The sequence below is a fragment of the Ditibartonella choladocola genome (assembly GCF_002007565.1).
Lineage (GTDB): Bacteria > Pseudomonadota > Alphaproteobacteria > Rhizobiales > Rhizobiaceae > Bartonella > Bartonella choladocola.
The window spans coordinates 1,929,300-1,948,915 of the sequence record NZ_CP015625.1; the positions used below are offsets into that span (position 1 = coordinate 1,929,300).

12 protein-coding genes are annotated in these 19,616 nt (G+C 47.7%); 6 read left to right on the top strand and 6 right to left on the bottom strand.

Going from position 1 to position 19,616, the window contains the following annotated elements; genetic code table 11:
- Positions 1 to 98 precede the first annotated feature (98 nt).
- The 4 genes from BBC0122_RS08595 to BBC0122_RS08610 are packed head-to-tail and all read left to right on the top strand — an operon-like array spanning position 99 to position 7,120.
- A complete protein-coding gene (locus BBC0122_RS08595) occupies positions 99 to 1,193 on the top strand; it encodes an AAA family ATPase (RefSeq protein ID WP_077993031.1) in 1,095 nt (364 codons plus the stop codon).
- A 60-nt stretch (positions 1,194 to 1,253) separates the two neighbouring features.
- Complete coding sequence (locus tag BBC0122_RS08600; protein ID WP_077993033.1) at positions 1,254 to 2,159, top strand: DUF58 domain-containing protein; 906 nt, start codon at positions 1,254 to 1,256, stop codon at positions 2,157 to 2,159.
- Positions 2,160 to 2,162: 3 nt separating this feature from the next.
- Positions 2,163 to 4,997, top strand: a complete 2,835-nt coding sequence (locus BBC0122_RS08605; RefSeq protein WP_077993035.1) for a DUF4159 domain-containing protein — start codon at positions 2,163 to 2,165, stop codon at positions 4,995 to 4,997.
- Positions 4,994 to 7,120 carry a hypothetical protein gene (locus tag BBC0122_RS08610; RefSeq protein ID WP_077993038.1) on the top strand — a complete coding sequence of 709 codons (2,127 nt, stop codon included), beginning with the start codon at positions 4,994 to 4,996 and terminating at the stop codon, positions 7,118 to 7,120. Before BBC0122_RS08605 ends, BBC0122_RS08610 begins: the two co-directional genes overlap by 4 nt.
- Positions 7,121 to 7,589: 469 nt before the next feature.
- Here BBC0122_RS08610 and BBC0122_RS08615 read toward each other — a convergent pair whose 3' ends face one another.
- On the bottom strand, positions 7,590 to 8,153 hold the full coding sequence (locus BBC0122_RS08615; protein WP_225868096.1) for a GNAT family N-acetyltransferase: 564 nt from the start codon (positions 8,151 to 8,153) through the stop codon (positions 7,590 to 7,592).
- A 634-nt stretch (positions 8,154 to 8,787) separates the two neighbouring features.
- Here BBC0122_RS08615 and BBC0122_RS08620 point away from each other — a divergent pair.
- Both BBC0122_RS08620 and BBC0122_RS08625 read left to right on the top strand, forming a co-directional pair.
- Complete coding sequence (locus tag BBC0122_RS08620) at positions 8,788 to 9,507, top strand: OmpW/AlkL family protein (RefSeq protein WP_077993040.1); 720 nt, start codon at positions 8,788 to 8,790, stop codon at positions 9,505 to 9,507.
- A gap of 2,266 nt (positions 9,508 to 11,773) precedes the next feature.
- Entirely contained in the window at positions 11,774 to 12,679 is a 906-nt protein-coding gene (locus BBC0122_RS08625) for a metallophosphoesterase family protein (RefSeq protein ID WP_077993041.1), read from the top strand.
- Here the strand turns inward: BBC0122_RS08625 and BBC0122_RS12835 are convergent.
- The 5 genes from BBC0122_RS12835 to BBC0122_RS08650 all read right to left on the bottom strand — a co-directional run bounded on the left by BBC0122_RS12835 (position 12,676) and on the right by BBC0122_RS08650 (position 19,382).
- The gene (locus BBC0122_RS12835; RefSeq protein WP_149866666.1) at positions 12,676 to 13,014 is read right to left on the bottom strand and encodes a hypothetical protein; all 339 of its coding nucleotides are present in this window, start codon (positions 13,012 to 13,014) and stop codon (positions 12,676 to 12,678) included. The two genes, BBC0122_RS08625 and BBC0122_RS12835, sit on opposite strands and share 4 nt — an antisense overlap.
- A 611-nt stretch (positions 13,015 to 13,625) precedes the next feature.
- The gene (leuA, locus tag BBC0122_RS08635) at positions 13,626 to 15,323 is read right to left on the bottom strand and encodes a 2-isopropylmalate synthase (protein ID WP_077993045.1); all 1,698 of its coding nucleotides are present in this window, start codon (positions 15,321 to 15,323) and stop codon (positions 13,626 to 13,628) included.
- A 386-nt stretch (positions 15,324 to 15,709) separates the two neighbouring features.
- Entirely contained in the window at positions 15,710 to 16,285 is a 576-nt protein-coding gene (locus tag BBC0122_RS08640) for an NUDIX domain-containing protein (RefSeq protein ID WP_077993047.1), read from the bottom strand.
- An 8-nt stretch (positions 16,286 to 16,293) separates the two neighbouring features.
- On the bottom strand, positions 16,294 to 17,211 hold the full coding sequence (locus tag BBC0122_RS08645) for a cation diffusion facilitator family transporter (protein ID WP_369805253.1): 918 nt from the start codon (positions 17,209 to 17,211) through the stop codon (positions 16,294 to 16,296).
- Positions 17,202 to 19,382: an anthranilate synthase gene (locus BBC0122_RS08650; protein WP_077993050.1), complete on the bottom strand. Its 2,181-nt coding sequence runs from the start codon at positions 19,380 to 19,382 to the stop codon at positions 17,202 to 17,204. Before BBC0122_RS08650 ends, BBC0122_RS08645 begins: the two co-directional genes overlap by 10 nt.
- Between the last annotated feature and the right edge of the window lie 234 nt (positions 19,383 to 19,616).

The window sequence follows — 19,616 nt, forward strand, 5'->3', positions numbered from 1 at the left end:
GCCATGAAATAGTCATTGTTCAAAGATGAAGGTGGTGACAAATTCCATCACCGTCAATTCTATTTGGTCATCTATTCAAAAAGTTCTGGGGAAAAGCCATGAGAAGCGCTTCTAAAACAACATCCGAGCCGAAGAAAACAAAAGCTGGCGCATCTGCCCTCAAGCCTGCAAAAAAGGCTGCTTCCCAAAAAGTTGCAAACAAAATTGCAGCAAAAGATGATGCCGGAATAATTGCCGATTTCGACAATGTCGGAAAGCTGTTTGAAACGTTGCGCGCCACGATCGACAAGGTTGTGTTCGGTCAAAGCACTGTTGTTGAAAACAGTATTATTGCGATTTTGTCGGGCGGGCACGCACTGCTTGTCGGTGTGCCGGGACTTGCAAAAACCCGATTGGTCGAAACATTGGGCACTGTTTTGGGATTGGATGAAAAACGTATCCAGTTTACCCCCGATTTGATGCCATCCGATATTATCGGTTCGGAAGTCATGGATACCGACAAAAGCGGAAAACGCTCTTTCAGATACATCAAGGGGCCGGTTTTTGCCCAGCTTCTTATGGCTGATGAAATCAACCGTGCCTCGCCCAGAACCCAATCGGCGCTGTTGCAGGCCATGCAGGAATATCATGTCACTGTTGCCGGCGAACAATATGATTTGCCAAGCCCTTTCCATGTGCTTGCAACACAAAACCCGCTTGAACAGGAAGGAACCTATCCGCTTCCTGAAGCCCAGCTTGACCGTTTCCTCATGCAGATCAATGTCGATTATCCCGATATTGATACCGAACGGCGCATTATTGTCGAAACAACGGGCGCTAAAAAACAAACAATAAAACCGGTGCTTGACGGAAAGAAGCTCGAAACCATTCAGGAAATGGTGCGACAAATGCCGATTTCCGAAAATGTCGTCGATGCCATTTTGAAATTGGTACGCTCTGCCCGCCCCGATTCCGATAATGTGCACGCTAAAAAACACATTGCCTGGGGGCCGGGTCCGCGTGCTTCACAAGCCCTGTCCTTGTGTGCGAGAGCGCGCGCACTTTATCAGGGGCGGCTTGCCCCCTCGGTTGACGATGTCAAAGCATTGGCAATTCCGGTTTTACAACACCGTATGGCATTGAACTTCACAGCGCGCGCCGACGGGCTTACAATTTCTGAAGTTATCAATGATCTTGTGAAAGACATCGAATAAAAGGACATCCGCTCAAGCTAAAACAACGGATAGCAAAACAACGGACAGCGAAAACAAATAATGGCTATTGCTCGCGACATCAATGTAGAAGCACCAACCGATCTGGCGGTGAAAGCCCGTATCCAGTCGGCCAAACTGCCTGACCTTCTCATCGAGGCGCGCCACATTGCCAACACGCTGGTTTCCGGTTTTCATGGCCGGCGCAAACGCGGCAATGGCGATAATTTCTGGCAATTTCGCCCCTATGTTGATGGCGAACCGGTAACGCGCATTGATTGGCGCCGCTCGGCGCGCGACAATCATATCTATCTTCGCGATCAGGAATGGGCAGCCGCCCAGACGATATGGATATTGCCCGATCAATCGCCCTCCATGCATTATCAATCCCGCTTTTCCGACATGCCCAAGGATAGTTATGCTATGCTTATGGCACTGACCCTTTGCGAACTTTTTTCCCGATCGGGAGAGCGTGTCGCAGTGCCGGGGCTTATGGCTCCCACCCAATCACGCAATGCGGCCGAAGAAATGGCTTTAAGTTTCTCAAATCTCAAAGCCCCTCTGAAGTTCGGTGATTTTCTTGACGTAAGCCGCCATTCGCATATCATCCTTTTAAGTGATTTTCTGGATGATCCGGACACAATTGAAAAGAAATTCGGCGCATTGGCAAATGCCGATGTAACGGCGCATTTTGTCGAAGTTTGCGACCCCGCAGAAGAGCGTTTTCCCTACCATGGACGGGTTGAATTTATTGATCCGGAAAGCCGTCAATATTATCTTGCCGGTCGTGCCGAGACATTTCAGGATGCCTATTTACGCCTCTATAAAGCGCGTCGTCAAAGTCTTGCCGATTTTGCCAACAAGAGCGGTGCGAGTTATCACATTGCTGCGACCGATAAAAAAATGAGCACGGTTATTCTCGAACTTGCCAACCTCATCGGACAGGCTCAAGGTTACAGGAGAGGTTAAGGCATGAGTTTCGGTGCACCTTTTCTGCTACTTTTTTTGTTTGCACTACCGGCTATCTGGTGGCTGTTGCATGTCACACCACCAGCACCCGCACACGAAATTTTTCCGCCATTACGGCTTTTGTTAAAAATTGCCAATAAAGAGGAAACGCCCAACCGTACTCCGTGGTGGTTGCTGCTTTTACGGCTTCTTCTGGTGGCAATTGTCATCTTTGCCTTTGCCGATCCGATCTGGCGGCCGACATCGACAGTTTTGACGGGGCAAGCACCGCTTGCCATTGTCATTGATAATAGCTGGTCTTCGGTTCATGATTGGGACAAGCGCATCAATGCCGCGGCCGCACTCATCAAACAGGCAGATGCAGCAAAAAAGACAATCTATATTGCGGCAACCGCTGGCAATGACAATCAGGACATCCGCCCGCTCGGCAGTGAAGAAGCGGGTCGGCTTATTCACAATCTGCAACCTTTATCCCTGCCCGCTCACCGCCTTTCTATCATCAACAGGCTGATAACCGCCCTCAAAGGTCAAAAAGCCGATATTGCCTATCTTTCCGACGGCTTACAAATGGTTGAAGACGAAAGCGCATTTAATAAACTCGTTGCCAATGCCAATAGCAATATCCTGCTTTACGACACCGACATTGCCGAATTGATCGCCATCACATCGGTCAAAAACGAGAGCGGGTCGCTCGCTGTCGATCTGATACGCGCAAAAGCCAATAATGAAAAAAACTTTTCGCTTTCGGCCTTTGACCGCGAAGGGCGGCTGATCGGGGAAACTGGAGGTCGTTTTGAAGATGGTGAAACGTCGACAATTGCCGCTTTCAACTTGCCGCTCGAACTCAAAAACGACATTGCCGCTATCAGGGTGAGTGGCAGAAATGATGTTGCAAGCACATATCTTTCCGATTCCAGAAACCATATTTACCGCGTTGCAATTCTTGCAACTTCTGCCCATGAGCTCACCCAGCCGCTTTTGTCGCCCCTATATTATGTGACCAAGGCCCTTCAGGGGCGCGACCAGATCATTACCGCAAGCAGCAATAATTTTTCCGACGCTATCGAACAACTTATCGCACAAAACCCTTCCACACTCATCATGGATGATGTTGTGAATATGCCCAAGGCTTCGCAGGATCTCCTCACCCGTTTTGTTGAAAAAGGCGGCACACTTATTCGCTTTGCAGGCCAAAATCTTGCAAGTAGCGATAGCGATGACCCGTTACTGCCGGTAAAAATGCGTCATGGAGAACGCCAATTGGGCGGCATCATGTCGTGGGCAACGCCGCAAAAGCTTGCACCTTTACCGAAAAAGGGTATTTTTGCCGATCTTGCTTTTCCCGATGATGTGACGGTGTCGAGGCAAATTCTCGCCGAACCAAGCCCCGAACTTTTCGACCACACATGGTTGAGTCTCGCCGATGGCACGCCGCTCATTACCGCCACCGTTCGCGGTAAAGGCATGTTGATTTTCATTCATACTTCGGCCGACCCGACATGGTCGACATTGCCGCTTTCGGGCTTTTTTGTCGACATGATGCAAAGACTGGCAGAAACAGCAAATCAGACAGACACGAAAAGCGACGTGGCAAAAAGTGATGAAAATATTGTACGCGACCCCTGGCAGATTATAGATGTAAACGGGGCGCTTATACCGGCCCCCTCAACCGTTTCGCCGCTAATATTGAACGATAAAACCGAGGCGCTTCCCTCGTTCAACCATCCTCCCGGCCTTTATGGAAAGAAAAACAACCTCTATGCAGTCAATCTCTTCGATAAAGAGGACAGGTTGACACCGCTCGACACAGAAATTTTTGCCGGAAAAGTGCGTTTGATGGACTATTCAAACGATGTTGAAACGCATTTGAACGGTTTTCTGCTGGCACTTGCCATTGCAATTTTTGCACTTGATACATTTGTGATGCTCTGCGGGCGACAATTGTTCGGAAAACAAGGCCGACCATTCACCGGAAAACGCAAATTTCTGGTGATTTTATTGGCCTTTGCAATGGCGTTCACCCTGCTACAGAGTTTCACGCCACAAGCTGTTTTTGCACAAAAGCTTTCCGACAAAGACACAGCAATGGTGCAATCGGCGGGAAAAACGCGGCTTGCCTATGTCATAACCGGACTGGATGACATTGATAATACCAGCAAAACCGGTCTCGAAGCTTTGGGGCAGTTCATAAAAACCCGTACAACGATTGACCCCGGTGCAGTTGCCGCACTTGATCTTGACGAGGACGAACTCGCATTTTACCCGCTCATTTATTGGTCGGTTGACGCCAATTCTCCGATGCCGACACAAAAGGCGATCGACAAAATCAACACCTATATGCATCAAGGTGGCACTGTCTTGTTCGACACCCACGACCAGATTGAAACCGGCATGGATTTGAGCGGCAAAACCACACCCAACAACCAACGCTTGCGTGATATTCTGGATGGTCTCAACATTCCCGAACTCGAGCAGGCGCCCCCCGATCATGTTATTTCGCGATCGTTTTTTATCATGCCGGATTTCCCCGGTCGCTATAGAGGTTCGCCATTATGGATTTTATCATCGGCACTCGGGGGAAATGACAAACGGCCAATCCATGCCGGCGATGGTGTCAGCTCGATTCTCATCACTGCCAATGATTTTGCCGGTGCATGGGCGCATGACGGAAAAGGCGCATGGAAATATCCGCTTGTTCCCGATGACGAGATGCAGCGTGTTTGGGCTTTTCGCGGTGGTTTGAATATTGTCATGTATATTCTCACCGGAAATTATAAGGCCGATCAGGTGCATGTGCCGGCACTTCTGGAGCGTTTGGGACAGGAAAAATCACAATGAACCAGTCACTTGCGTTTGAACCTTTGGTTTCCTGGCCGTTAAGCCTCACTTTAATCGGTATAGCACTTGTATTTGTTATAGCCGCACTTGTTTTGCGTAAACGCGGGGCGGTTTTGCGGGCTTGTGCACTCGCTGTTATGGCAATTGCCCTCATCAATCCGGTTATGGTCGAAGAACAGCGGGAGCCGTTGAAAAGCACTGTCGGTATCGTCATAGACGAAAGCCAGAGCCAGAATTTCGGCTCGCGCTCGAAAGATACCGAAGAGGCATTGAAAATGCTTCGGGAAGAGCTTGCAAATCATCCTGAATTCGAGCCCCGCCTGATCGAGGCAAAGGCCATCTCGGACAATAATAATGGTAGCGAAACAAGGCTGTTTACGCCTTTGAACGAAGCCATTTCGGATGTTGCGCCTGCCCGTTATGCAGGCACAATCCTGATTACCGACGGTGAAGTTCATGATATTGAAGCGGCAAACGCCAACACTTCCGGTGAAAAGCCGGTGAATGCCCTTATTACCGGTGAACCCGACGAATATGACAGGCAGGTCAAGTTTGTCGACCCGCCGCGTTTCGGAATTACCAACAAACCGTTTAAAATACGGTTTGAAATTCAGGATAAGGGGAAAGTCCCCGCTTCTGCCCGTGATGCAATGGTGGAACTCAAGATCAATGGCAATGTTGTTTTTCACCAATCAGAAGCAACAAATAAAGAAATCGAAACCGAAATTACCCTTCCCCATGCCGGAAAGAACATTATCGAGGTTACGACCTCGCCTCTTTCCGGCGAGCTGACCGATGTCAATAATACAGCGGTAACGGTGGTGGATGGTGTGCGTGAAAACCTGCGCGTGCTTCTGGTTTCGGGGGAGCCACATAATGGCGAGCGCACATGGCGGGATCTGTTGAAAAGTGACCCCAGCATCGACCTTGTCCATTTCACTATTTTGCGCCCCCCCGAAAAAGCCGATAATACGCCGTTAAGCCAGCTCTCGCTGATTGTCTTTCCGACAACCGAACTGTTTGTTGACAAAATTAACGACTTTGATCTCGTCATTTTCGACCGTTACCAGCACTATAATGTGTTGCCTTTGATCTATTACGACTATGTCGCTCAATATGTGAAAAATGGTGGCGCATTGCTGATGGCAACAGGGCCCGAATTTGCCGGTGACAATTCGCTTGCGCGTACGCCGTTATTAAGCGTTCTGCCAGCTTTGCCGAGCGGTGAAATTATTGAAAAACCTTTTACACCGAGCTTGACGCAAGCGGGTTTGCGCCACCCTGTCACACGCGGCCTTTCGGGCGAGGTTGTGAAAAACAATCCGGACAAAACCGACACGTCAAAGGCACAAAATTGGGGCCGTTGGCTGCGCCAGATCGCAGTTCAGGATAGCTCCAAAAGCACCGTTCTCATGAATGGTGCAGACAACCGCCCGCTCATGTTGCTGTCGCATATTGGCAAGGGACGTGTGGGAATGTTGCTTTCCGATGAAGGTTGGTTATGGGCACGCGGTTTCGAGGGTGGCGGGCCTTATGCCGCCCTTTATAGACGCATGGCACATTGGCTGATGAAAGAGCCGGAACTCGAAGAAGAAGCACTGTCAGCTTCCGGCAATGGAAACAGGCTAACCGTTCGCCGCCAAACCATGGCCGACAAACCCGATATTGCTACAGTCCATTTCCCTTCAGGAAAAACCAAAAATGTGACTTTGGAAAAACAGCAGGAAGGTGTGTTTGAAGCAACGCTTGATACCGATGAAATCGGACTTTTCAAAGTCACCAATGGCGACAAGGAAGCGCTGACACATATTGGCGCGGTCAATTCACCCGAATATTCCGAATTGATTTCGACGGAAGAAAAGTTGTTGCCGGTGGCCGGGACCAGCGGGGGCGCAGTAACGCGTCTACATCAAAAGGCGGGTGATAAAGTCACATTGCCTGCCATAGATGTTGTAAAAGGCAAGAGTCTTGCACCCGCACAAAGGCAAAACCGCATTCTGCTCAATGCCGCCAGCGAAACCCGACTGGTGAGCACATCCGCTTTTTCACTGTTCAACGGTGTTCTGGCGCTCGTTGCTTCACTTCTTCTGTTAGCAAGCCTCTGGTATAGAGAAGGCCGTTAAATCACCAATACGGCCTTCTTCAAAAATGAAGACAATAAAACGCGCCCCTTCAAGAATTTCGACCACAAATGAAACATGTTGCAGACTGTCACAACAATTTCCGTTGTTCTTAACGATAACCGAAAGTCACGCCAGTTTTCACCGTTCTAAGGCCTTTCGACGGTCATAACCGTTTTTTACTCGTGCACCACCTTCCGACCGGTGCAATGCCTTTCAACCGGCGCGATCGTTTTTAACTCTCGCGAGAGTTTCGGTTGTCTCGACACTTTTTCGAGCCTGATTGTCTCGACACTTGAACAAAAGCAAAAAGACTTTGGCAAAGTCCAAAACATATGGGCAGAAACCGCCTGTTTACGATGGGCATAAGTCGTTCACCGAATTTCAAAATAGAGCCGGCGTTCACCCCATGCACCGCTTTTCAATTGCCGTTGAAAGCAGATAAAATCTGCCCTGCCAATTTGACCGGTTTTCAGTCTTGCCGTTTGGACTGGTTTTTGTGGAGCACAAGCCCTTTTGCTGTTTCCAATGCACGATCAACAAGTTCAAGTGCCAACAAGCGTTCAGGATTGACCGGCAAGGGCATAACCATGTCCGTTACCGGTACTTTTGAAAAACCGAAACGGCGATAATAAGGTTCATCACCAACGAGCAGAATAAAGGGAACCCCTTTGGCCTTTGCCGTTTCGATCGTATGGCGCATCAACAGGCTCCCGACGCCCAAGCTTTTGAACTTCGGTGAAATAACAATCGGTCCAAGCAGGTAGCCATTGACATTTCCCACCACAATCGGGGTCATTCTGATTGTACCGACCAGATGATGATTGAAAATGGCAACAAATGAAAGGCCGAGGTCATGCCCGCCCTTTTCGCGGATAAGGTGGGCAGCACGTGTAAAACGGGCAGGACCGAAAGCTTCTCTGTTCAGCTCTTCGATCATTTCCTGATGATCCGTTTTTTCGGAAATCAACGTGATATTGTTATTATCAACTTTTGGCGTTTGTGAAAGGTCGAGTGCAGACGAATAATTTTCCATATGAAAACCGGCAAGAAAACAAGTGAAACATAATCAACGGCAAAGCATCCAAAACCACTGGCAGTTCATCGTCGTTGATCTGAAAAAAACATCATTGTCTACTTGTTAACTGTTTGCCTATGTCCGACGTGCATTTTCTTGGCCGAATACCTGAAATTCCGATTGGCGGCTTTAACGGCTTTTACCAATCATGGAAGATTTCCGAACGGCCAAGCAATTCCTATGCAACAATAAAATTGTTAGCGGTAAAAAAGCATGAAAGCAATCACTTTATCAGCATCTTGTGAGTTTGGCTTTTTTAACGATCTACCTTTACCTGCAATCCGGTTATTAAAACTGTTTCATGAATAAACAGTTGTAACAGAAATTCTTGGATAAACAGATTTTTTCTTCTTGCAGTTGATTCGACTTAGTAAACAGTCACTTAATAATCGCCGGAAACGGCCTCTGTTTTTTTCCACAGCTAACAAAATTTGTTGCAATAATGATACAGTTACTTCTCAAACAAGGCGATAAAGCGGCAAAAAGGCGATTGTTTGATTCAAATCAATGGATATTTCAGATTAAATAGGCTTGAACGTAATCAAATTACTGATGTGAAACACGCACGCATATTGATTTAGGAGACAATGATATGAAGAAATTGATCGGTAGCAGTATAGTTGCCATCGCTGCAGCACTCAGCTTCTCAGGTTCGGCTTCGGCTGCCGATGTTCAGAGTGCAAAGCCTGTTGTTCAGGAAGCTCAAAGCCCATGGCAGATCCGCGTTCGCGCTCTCGGCGTTGTTCCACGCGACAAAGGTCATGTTAACCAGATTCATGGTTCTGACCTCGACTTCTCGAGCACAGTTATTCCTGAACTCGACATCACCTATTACTTCACCAACAACATCGCTGCCGAATTGATTTTGGGTACAACCTATTCGTCAATCGACGGTCAAGGTTCGTTGCATGCAGCAGGTGCTGGCAAGCTTGGTAAAACATGGATTTTGCCTCCGACCCTTACTCTTCAGTACCACTTCACCAATTTCGGCGCATTCAAGCCATATATCGGTGGTGGTGTTAACTACACAATCTTCTACAATGAAGATGCTGACCACAATTCAGCCGGCATTGGTTTGAGAGACCTCGACATCGACAACACATGGGGCGGCGCTCTTCAAGTTGGTTTTGACTACATGCTTGACCAACACTGGGGCTTCAACTTTGATGTCAAGAAACTTTACCTCCGTCCGGATTTCGACGGCAAGCTTAACAAAGCAACTGCTGACGCTTTGGGTCTGAATGAACACATCAGCGGTAAAGCCAAGCTTGATCCTTGGCTGATCGGTGCTGGTGTAACCTATCGCTTCTAATAAAGGCGGGGGCTTGAAAAAGTAAATTGAGGGGGCTTGGTTTACTTTTCACAAAAAAGGGACGCTTTTTAGCGTCCTTTTTTGTTTTCAATAAGTCTCCGGCTTATACATCTCCGGCTTATACCTCTCCGGCTTATACGTCTCCGGCTTTTAAGTTTCCTGCTTTATCTGATGTCCTGAATACACATCTGCATACTATTTCACGATAAAAGCGCGCCAGCGGCCTTACTGCTCAAGGGTTTTCTTCAAACTTGCCGCACCGCGCACACGCGCACAACAATCCTGTGTCAGAACAAAAATCTCGCTTGCCGCCCTTGCTGCTCAGAGAATTTCTTTCAAACCGTTTTCACTAATCACATAAGTTCTGCCAATCCCTTTTCAGAATAAAACCGTCGTTAATCTTCGCCACTCAAAGAGAGGTTCTCTCAAGCGCGTTTCACCGCGCAGATTATGCCTAGCCAAACCTGTTGGCAAAAAACCGCTAGCCTCCCCACGGCTCAGGGAATTTCCTTCAAACCTGCCATACCGCAAACACACGCTTTGCCAATCCTGTTTTATGAAAAAAGCCCGCCTGCTTACCTGTTTCCTTGATTATGGGATTCCTTAGAGCTTGCTACACCGCGCAGCCCCCCCCTGCAAAACCTGTAAAGGGGAAAAAACGCTAGCCTCCCCACGGCTCAAGGAATTTCCTTGAAACCTGCCATACCGCAAACCGATGCCTGACCAATCCCGTTTCAGAATAAAACCGTCGTTAATCTTCCCCACTCAAAGAGAGGTTCTCTCAAGTATGTTTCACCGCGCAGATTATGCCTGCCAACCCTGTTCTATGAGAAAGACCGCCTGCTTTCCTGTTTCCGTGGTTACGGGAATCCTTAGAGCTTGCTACACCGCGCAGACCTCCCCTGCAAAACCTGTTAAAAGGGAAAAACCGCTAGCCTCCCCACGGCTTAAGGAATTTCCTTCAAACCTGCCATACCGCAAACACACGCCTGACCAATCCCGTTTCAGAATGAAACCGTCGTTAATCTTCCCCCACTCAAAGAGAGGTTCTTTCAAGCGTGTTTCAGTGCGCAGATTATGCCTGCCAATCCTGTTTTATGAGAAAGATCGCCTGCTTACCTGTTTCCTTGATTATGGGATTCCTTAGAGCTTGCTACACAATGCACATAAGTTCTGCCAATCCCGTTTCAGAATAAAACCGTCGTTAATCTTCCCCACTCAAAGAGAGGTTCTCTCAAGCGCGTTTCACCGCGCAGATTATGCCTTGCCAATCCTGTTCTATGAGAAAGCCCGCCCTGCTTACCTGTTTCCTTGATTACGGGAATCCTTAGAGCTTGCTACACCGCGCAGCCCCCTGCAAAACCTGTAAAGGGGAAAAAACGCTAGCCTCCCCATGGCTCATGGAATTTCCTTCAAACCTGCCATACCGCAAACACACGCCTCACCAATCCCGTTTCACGAAAAAAGACTTGCCTAACCTCCTGCTTCTTTGGCGATGGTATTCCTTCACGCTGGCCTCACCGTGCACACACCCCCTTGTCAATTCCGGTTCGGAGCAAAACTTGCTAGCCTCCTTCCTGCCTATAAGGATTCGTTCAAGCTTGTCCCGCCATGCAAAGGTAATTTTGTATTTCACAATGCAAAGGGCAGCTCATTTTTTTGGTTATCAATCACTCATAATATGATTTTCCGCCCTTCGCCCGACGATTTGCGAGATCATCGGCAGAGACATGCCAATCCCAGCCATTTCCTGAATGATGGCGGATTTGGATTTTATCACGGGAATTCTTATAAAACTGAGATCTAGAATCTTTCTCGCAACTCATGTTCGAGAAGAAAACACCGCATATGTCGCGGGGCCGTTGATGGATATATGATGCCATTTTCCTGAGAGTGGCTGTTCCCGGTAAATTGCAATATAGCAATCTTGTAAATTCTACCAATCTTACAAAATGTCATACACCGGTCTTGTGCGCTTGGGTTCGAGGCCTATGAGCTAAAGCCCGCTTATTTCCATCCATGCTATTTCCGAAAGAAGCCGAATATTATGAAAGCTGCAAACGTTTGCTCCGACTTTTTTAAAAATGGAGACTTTCCCCGTTTCGTTTGCCTTCTCTCTTCCGGTGCGTGGCGAATAATTGTCTCTTTTTAAGCTGTTTTTTGAATTTTTCCGATATTATACTCTCTCAATTGCCATGTTTGTTCTTATATCCTCTTCATTTTAAAAGCTTTTTGTTTTTTTGTTGCCTATTTTTATTGTCTCGCTATGTTCTGTGGAATGTTTCACTTGGCTCATATATCCGACATTCATTTGTCGCCGCTTCCTGCCCCTCGTCTTTTCGAGCTTATGGGAAAGCGTTTAACCGGTTATATTAACTGGAAGAAAAACCGTACCGGTGAAATGGGACGGCAAACGCTTGATGCTTTAATGGAAAGTATCAAACAAAAACAGGCTGACCATCTTGTCATAACCGGTGATCTCGTGAATCTCTCTTTGCCAAAAGAATTCGCGGCCGCCAAAGACTGGCTTGTGGCGCAAGGTCCGGCGAGCGATATTTCACTCACATTCGGCAATCATGATGCCTATGTCGGGGGCGCTTTCAAAAAAGCCTGCAAAACCTTCCGGCCGTGGATTACCAGCGAAGAAGCCCATGGCTGGAGTGCTCTTTTCCCCTATATGCGGGTTCGTGGACAGGTCGCTATTATTGCCGTTTCTTCAGCCATTGCCACACCACCGTTTTTCGCAACCGGCCACTTTGACAGTGCACAGGCCTATCATCTGGCTGATCTTTTACGCGAAGCGAAAGAACGTAATCTGTTCCGGATGGTGATGATACACCACCCCCCTTATAAAAACGCTACCAATTGGCATAAAAAATTATGGGGTATTGAACGTTTCCAACGTGTCATCAAACAACAAGGTGCAGAACTTGTTCTCCATGGGCATACCCATGTTCCTTCTCTTGAACATATTGAAGGGAAAGAACGCGACGTTCCGGTGGTTGGCGTTGCTTCTGCCTCGCAAGCCTTTGGCGGTAAAAAGCCACCCGCCAATTACAACTGGTTTACAATCGACGGTGATTGTGAAAGCTGGCATTGCGGGCTTGAACGCTATACCATTATCAATAAAGAGAATGAAATCAACTGCACCGAAAAAGTTCCGCTCTTTTAGTGCATTCGATTTAGTGCATTCAAACAAAAGACCTGACAGCAATTTTCCTCTGACCGGCTGGAACACAGCCGGTTTAAAATAATACCAGCATGTAAAATAATACCAGCAGGTAAAATAATACTAGCGTGTAAAATAATACTAGCGTTTAAAATAATACCAGCGTTTAAAATAATACCAGCATGTAAAATAATACCAGCGTTTAAAATAATTCCGGCATTTGAACGAATGCGGCATAAATCGGGTTTGCTCAGCCCGAATATAGCTGTTGTAACTTGGATTTCATATGCTCGAATAAAGCGCCAAAAAACAGACGGAACACCGGTGTTTTCGAGCAAAATCTATGCCCCCAAAAAAGACAAAAAAGCCAAATAAATGCAAAGCCTTGACCTTGACGATGTTTAACGCCTGTCAGTCATGTCAATCAATTGCTCTATTGTTTCCGGATATTTCGTGTATTGAACCGAATTTCTGTTTTTTGGGACTTTTTATGTCGATTGTTTTGTCACACTGGCAAAGCGCGATTGCTCCCGATCTTTTTTATCTTTCCTTTTTCGGCCATACCGGCTTTCGTGGCGAATAAAAAACGTGGGTTTTACCCCTATTCAGAGGGCTACATAAGCCGTTTTGAAGTCATGAGGCGCTATAACCGTTTTGACGTGGTGAAGGCTACATAAGTGTTCTTGGAGTGGTAAGACGGCTTAACGTTATGAACTGTTGAGAAGACTACGGGCCGAATAAGCGTCTTGAAGTGGTGAGACGGCTTAACCGTTATAAAGTAGCGAGAAGATTATATAAGCGTTCCGGAAAGGTTGACGGGCAAGACTATTGAAACTTCCGCCGGCAACTTACCAAATGCCGCTTACTATTTTTCGCATGATTGCGATTTTCATGAGTTTGACGGGCGGCAACAGCAAGACAATAAGCCCTTGTTGCCGCCCTTGAAAAATTAGAGTTTCAAACGATTAACCGCCGAAACAATAGCATCGAGCGAAGCTGTCGCGATATTTTCATCAATGGCAACGCCGAATATTTTTCCTTCCGGATAGGCTATTTCCATATAGCAAATGGCTTTTGCATCCGAACCGCGTTGCAGTGAATGTTCCGAATAATCGACGACCGAAAGCTTCTTGCCGAGATATTTGGAAAAAGCGTCGATAAACCCGTCAACCAGACCGGTTCCCGTTCCTTTAATGGTTTTTTCTTGTCCGCGATCGGTAATTTTTGCGCTCACCTCGACACGGCCTTTTTCTTTTGGATCAGCTTTGGTCTTGTAATCGACAAAGCCGAAGCGGCCACCATTCTGTTTGACATAAGTCTTGACGAATTCATCATAAATGCGCTTCGACGGCAATTCTTTGCCTTCTTCATCGGTAATATGTTGAATCACATCGCGGAATTCGATTTGCAAAGCGCGCGGCAGGTTCAGGCCGTAGTCTGATTGCAGAATATAGGCAATGCCACCTTTGCCTGATTGCGAATTGATGCGGATAATGGCTTCATAGCTTCTGCCGACATCTTGCGGATCAATCGGCAGATAAGGCACTTCCCACAAAGTCTTGTTCGACTTTTTCATTGCCTTCATGCCTTTATTGATCGCATCCTGATGCGAACCCGAAAAAGCGGTATAGACCAATTCGCCGACATAAGGGTGGCGTTCGGGAATTCTGAGCTGGTTACAATATTCGTAAACTTCCTTGATCTTTTCGATATTCGAGCAATCAAGTTCCGGATCGACGCCTTGGGTAAACATATTCAGCGCCAGCGCGACAATGTCGACATTACCGGTACGTTCGCCATTACCGAACAATGTTCCTTCAACGCGGTCGGCACCGGCAAGCAGGCCCAATTCGGTGGCGGCAATGCCACAACCGCGGTCATTATGCGGGTGCAAGGAAATCAGAACGCTGTCACGGCGGTCAATATTGCGCCCCATCCATTCGATTTCATCGGCATAGATATTGGGAGACGACATTTCGACCGTGGAAGGCAAATTCAAAATCATCTTGTGTTCGGGTGTCGGATTAACGATTTCGATGACCGCATTCGATATTTCCAGCGCAACTTCGAGCTCGGTTCCGGTAAAACTTTCAGGCGAATACTCGAAACGGTAATGTTTACCGGCTTTGGCGGCCATATCCATCACCATTTTCGCCGCATCGGTTGCGATTTTCTTGATACCGGCAACATCTTTTCCGAACACAACCCGCCGCTGCAATTCACTGGTCGAATTGTAAAAATGCACGATCGGATGATTGGCGCCATCCAGCGCCTCGAAGGTGCGGGTAATCAATTCCGGACGGCATTGCACCAGAACCTGCAAGCTTACATTTTCAGGAACATTGCCATGTTCGATACACCAGCGCGCGAAGTCGAAATCGGTTTGCGAAGCAGATGGAAAACCGATTTCGATTTCCGGAAAGCCCATTTCCAGAAGCAGGCGGAACATGCGTTCTTTACGGTCTTGTCCCATCGGGTCGATCAAAGCCTGATTGCCATCACGCAGATCGACAGAACACCAGATTGGTGCTTTTTCGATACGCTTGTCGGGCCAGGTGCGGTCTTTCAATGAAACTTGCGGGTAAGGTTGATATTTTTGTGATGCTGTCGGCATGCCTTTATGTGAAAAATTTGGTGAAATACTCATGATCTATGCTCGTCTGAAACACCGGTAACCGGTTGATATTTTAAAATGAAGATTGTTGAAGAGGAGCATTTACGCCGGCAGGTAACGACCGCCGGGCGCCCCTCACCGGCCCCGGCAGTCGCTCATAAGCCCAAGAAGAAGCAAGTTTGAAGGCAAAGCACAAAAGCCTGCATCCCCGATGCAGTACAAAACCGATAATTTTTGTGCGTCAAACTTTTCCATAGCGAAAAATATGGCACAGGTTTTTTTCAAGCGCAACCTGTTTTATCAAACCTTCACCCGTTCGTGTTCAAAGTTGTGAACCTGAACTTCAATGTTTCAAACGGGACTATCATGTTCCAAACGGGATTATCATGTTTAAAGCGGGGTTATATCCTATCATTTCGTCAAAGTTTCAACCGGTGGCGTAATTCGTTCACAAGCAAAGCTGTTTTCATGTCGTTGATTTGTTGCTTGTCATTAAGCTTTATCGCCTCTTCGACCGGCATTTCGACAATTTCGATATTTTCCCCTTCTTTGGCTAGCCCGCCACCGGCAAAACGGTGATCTTGCGGGCGGTAATTGGCCAGATAAAGCCATAGCTGTTCGGTCGAGAAACCGGGGGTTGTAAAGCCTTTGAACACAAGTTCGAGATTATGGAGCTGGTAGCCCAATTCCTCTTTTGCCTCGCGCAGCATTGTATCATCGGCTGATTCGCCCTTTTCGATGTGTCCTGCGCATGCTTCGAGCACATACATGCTGCCGGTTGCCAGATAAGTCGGTGCGCGGAACTGTTTAACAAAAAGAACCGTTTTTCTGTCCTCGTCATAAGGCAAAACCGCAGCTCCGTTGCGGTTATGGTAGGTTTCGCGCTTCACTGTTTTCCATTCGCCATCCGCATCTTGCTGCTCATAGGAAACGGCTGTCAGCTTTGTCCAATGGTCGGATAATACAGTTTCTTTCAGATTTCTGATTTTTAACATAATGCTCCTCATGCAATGGGAACGGCGGTTGTCCCCTTTGGCAATTTTGCTTCCTCTTCCGGTTCGATATGAATGACAATACGCGCGTTTTCGATTTCTTGTTTCAGAGCATCTTCGATTCTATTGCATATATCGTGCGCGTCTCCCACCGTCATTTTGGAAGGAACCACCAGATGGAATTCAATAAATGTGACCTGTCCGGCCACACGGGTTCGCAAATCATGGGCTTCGATAGCACCTGCCGCGTGACTTGAAATAATATCCCTGATGCGCATTGTCTCTTCAAGCTCGACACCGACATCCATCAGCCCCTGCACCGAATTGTTGATGACTTTCCACCCTTGCCAGAGAATGTTCAAAGCAACAATAATAGCAAGCACGGGGTCAAGAATGGCCCAGCCGCTCAAGATAGCGGCAAGAAGACCGGCAAGCACGCCGATAGATGTGAACACATCCGTCATTAAATGCATGCCATCGGCTTTCAATGCAGGTGAATGCGAGACTTTTCCCTGCTTTATCAAAATCAGCGCCCAGATTGCATTGATCGCACTGGCAACAAGATTGATCGCCAGCCCGTAGCCTGGCTGTTCGGGCAAATGGGTAGAGGTGAGCAAAGGCCATGATTCGTGTAAAATCATGATGGCGGCAACAAAAATCATTGCCCCTTCAAGAATTGCCGAAAAATATTCGGCCTTGGTGTGTCCGAAGGGGTGATCGTTATCAGCCGGTTTCATGCTGATAAGGATGGCAACATAGGCCGCAATGGCTGCGATGACATTGACAATCGATTCCAGCGCATCGGAATAAAGAGCCACCGAACCTGTTATATAATAAGCGAAATATTTGAGTACAAAAACAATAATGGCAACCGGAATAGACCAGATTGCCAATTGTTTCAGCCTTGAATTCGCACTTTTCATTGCCATGCTTTCTTGATTAGTCTTGAAACAACATTTTCAATGATCGCCATACCGACATTGCCACTTAAACTCATGATTGATTCGGGGTGGAACTGGACGGCCGCAATCGGCTGGCTTTTATGCTCGATTGCCATGATTACGCCATCAGCTGTTTCCGCCGTAACCTTGAACACGGAAGGCAAGCGGCTCGGGTCGGCAAAAATTGAATGGTAGCGGCCAACCGTTATTTCTTTTGGCAAATCCGTAAACAGCAGGGTTTCGCCGGTAATGCGGATTCGTGACGGTTTGCCGTGCATCGGTTCGCTTAATACCCGCAAACTCCCGCCAAAAGCTTCGGTCAAAGCCTGTAACCCCAGACAAACGCCGAAAATCGGAATTTTACGCGCCCGTGCTTTATTGATTGTGTCTTCACAATTGAAATCTTTCGGCGTTCCCGGCCCCGGTGACAAAACAACAAGATCGGGATTGACCGTTTCAAACACCTTGTCATCCACCGGACTTCTTACCGTTGTCACCTTGGCGCCGGTCTCGCGGAAATAATTGGCAAGCGTGTGCACAAATGAGTCTTCATGGTCGACAAGCAGAATATTGACACCCGTGCCGGGCTTTTCTTTCTCCTGCCTTACCGCCTTTGGCAATGGTTTCGCACTGTCACGGATAGCAGCAATCATGGCAGACGCTTTCAGTTCTGTCTCTTTTTCTTCCTCTTCCGGATTGGAATCATAGAGCAATGTAGCGCCTGCTCTTACCGATGCCACACCATCCTTGATACGCACGGTGCGAAGTGTTAGCCCCGTATTCATATCGCCATTGAAAAACACCATGCCGATAGCACCGGCATACCATGCACGCGCGCTTCTTTCATGATTTTCGATAAAGCGCATAGCCCATAATTTCGGCGCACCGGTCACAGTCACCGCCCATGCATGCGACAAAAATGCGTCGAACGCATCAAGGCCATTGCGCAACCGCCCTTCGATGTGATCGACCGTGTGGATAAGGCGGGAATACATTTCAATTTGCCGCCGCCCGATGACCCTGACCGACCCCGGTTCGCAAACGCGGCTTTTATCATTGCGGTCGACATCCGAACACATGGTCAATTCGGATTCGTCCTTTTTGGAATTGAGCAAAGCCAGTATCTGCTCGGAATCGGCAATGGCATCCTGTCCGCGTTTGATTGTTCCCGAAATCGGGCAGGTTTCAACCCGTCTTCCGGTTACGCGAACATACATTTCAGGCGATGCCCCAACGAGATATTCCTGTTCTCCGAGATTGATAAAAAACGAGTAAGGCGAAGGGTTGGTGAGTTTCAACCTTTTACTGATAGCCGAAGGACTTGCCGGACAAGTTTCATAGAAAGTCTGCCCCGGAACAACCTCGAACAGGTCGCCGCGCTTGAAACTTTCTTTGGCTTCTTTGACCAAAGCAGCATATTCACCCTTTTCATGATCGCCTTTTTGCGGAACGGCTTTGGCTGCTTTGAACGGTTGTTCTTCCGTGTCACGGCTCAAACCTTCCGTCGATTTTCCATTATCGGAAAAATCATAATTTTCCACCCATGCACGTGCCGAATAATGGTCGACAATCAGAATGGAATCCGGCAGGTAAAGCACCATATCCCGCTGGTCTTCCGGACGTTTTATTTTAAACTCGATCGGCTCGAACTGGAAGGCGAGATCATAGCCGAATGCCCCGTATAGACCAAGACTTTGGTCTTCGGATGAATGAAAAATATCGCAAATTGCACGCAAAAGAGAAAAAACCGATGGCATACGCGAGCGTTCTTCCTCGCTAAAGACCCGCCCCGGTTTTTTAACATCTATTGCGAGCTTATCATCTGTGCGTTTTGTCGATTGAATATCGTCCAGCGTTTGAAGACGCGGTTCGATCATGTCGATAAGAACTTTGCCGCGCTCGTTCAGGGCTTCGATTTTCATATGGCGGCCGCGCGAAGTGACAACAAGCAGCGGATTGATGAAGCCCGAATCCCAACGTGTATAGCGCCCCGGATATTCATAGTTCGATGAAAAAACTGCCCCGCGGCGGCTATCAAGAGCATCAACAATCCGGTCAATCGCTCCCTGATAGGCAATATCCTCGCAGCGACGACGAATCTTCAAACCGCCTTTTGTGAGATATTCAAAAGCTTTCTCGCCTGCCATGTTCTTATCCATATTAGAACTCCGTCCTGTTAATTAGGTCACTTATCCGGACGGAGTATATAAAAAAGGCCGCCCGGTTATCCGTCGCGACCTTGTCCTGAATTTTTGCACAAACAAACAGAGGCCGCTAAAAGCAACCCCACCACCAGATCATGAATGTACGTTTATTGTTCATTCCCGTCTTTTAACCTGTCCGCCATTCTATAGCAACACAAAACAACACCACCGAAAGCAATCGAACGCCCT

What these genes read in the sequence shown, in the direction of transcription:
- BBC0122_RS08595 (WP_077993031.1), top strand. Translation starts at nt 99, where the DNA reads ATGAGAAGCGCTTCTAAAACAACATCCGAGCCGAAGAAAACAAAAGCT.
- BBC0122_RS08600 (WP_077993033.1), top strand. Translation starts at nt 1,254, where the DNA reads ATGGCTATTGCTCGCGACATCAATGTAGAAGCACCAACCGATCTGGCG.
- BBC0122_RS08605 (WP_077993035.1), top strand. Translation starts at nt 2,163, where the DNA reads ATGAGTTTCGGTGCACCTTTTCTGCTACTTTTTTTGTTTGCACTACCG.
- BBC0122_RS08610 (WP_077993038.1), top strand. Translation starts at nt 4,994, where the DNA reads ATGAACCAGTCACTTGCGTTTGAACCTTTGGTTTCCTGGCCGTTAAGC.
- BBC0122_RS08615 (WP_225868096.1), bottom strand. Translation starts at nt 8,153, where the DNA reads ATGGAAAATTATTCGTCTGCACTCGACCTTTCACAAACGCCAAAAGTT.
- BBC0122_RS08620 (WP_077993040.1), top strand. Translation starts at nt 8,788, where the DNA reads ATGAAGAAATTGATCGGTAGCAGTATAGTTGCCATCGCTGCAGCACTC.
- BBC0122_RS08625 (WP_077993041.1), top strand. Translation starts at nt 11,774, where the DNA reads ATGTTCTGTGGAATGTTTCACTTGGCTCATATATCCGACATTCATTTG.
- leuA (WP_077993045.1), bottom strand. Translation starts at nt 15,323, where the DNA reads ATGAGTATTTCACCAAATTTTTCACATAAAGGCATGCCGACAGCATCA.
- BBC0122_RS08640 (WP_077993047.1), bottom strand. Translation starts at nt 16,285, where the DNA reads ATGTTAAAAATCAGAAATCTGAAAGAAACTGTATTATCCGACCATTGG.
- BBC0122_RS08645 (WP_369805253.1), bottom strand. Translation starts at nt 17,211, where the DNA reads ATGGCAATGAAAAGTGCGAATTCAAGGCTGAAACAATTGGCAATCTGG.
- BBC0122_RS08650 (WP_077993050.1), bottom strand. Translation starts at nt 19,382, where the DNA reads ATGGATAAGAACATGGCAGGCGAGAAAGCTTTTGAATATCTCACAAAA.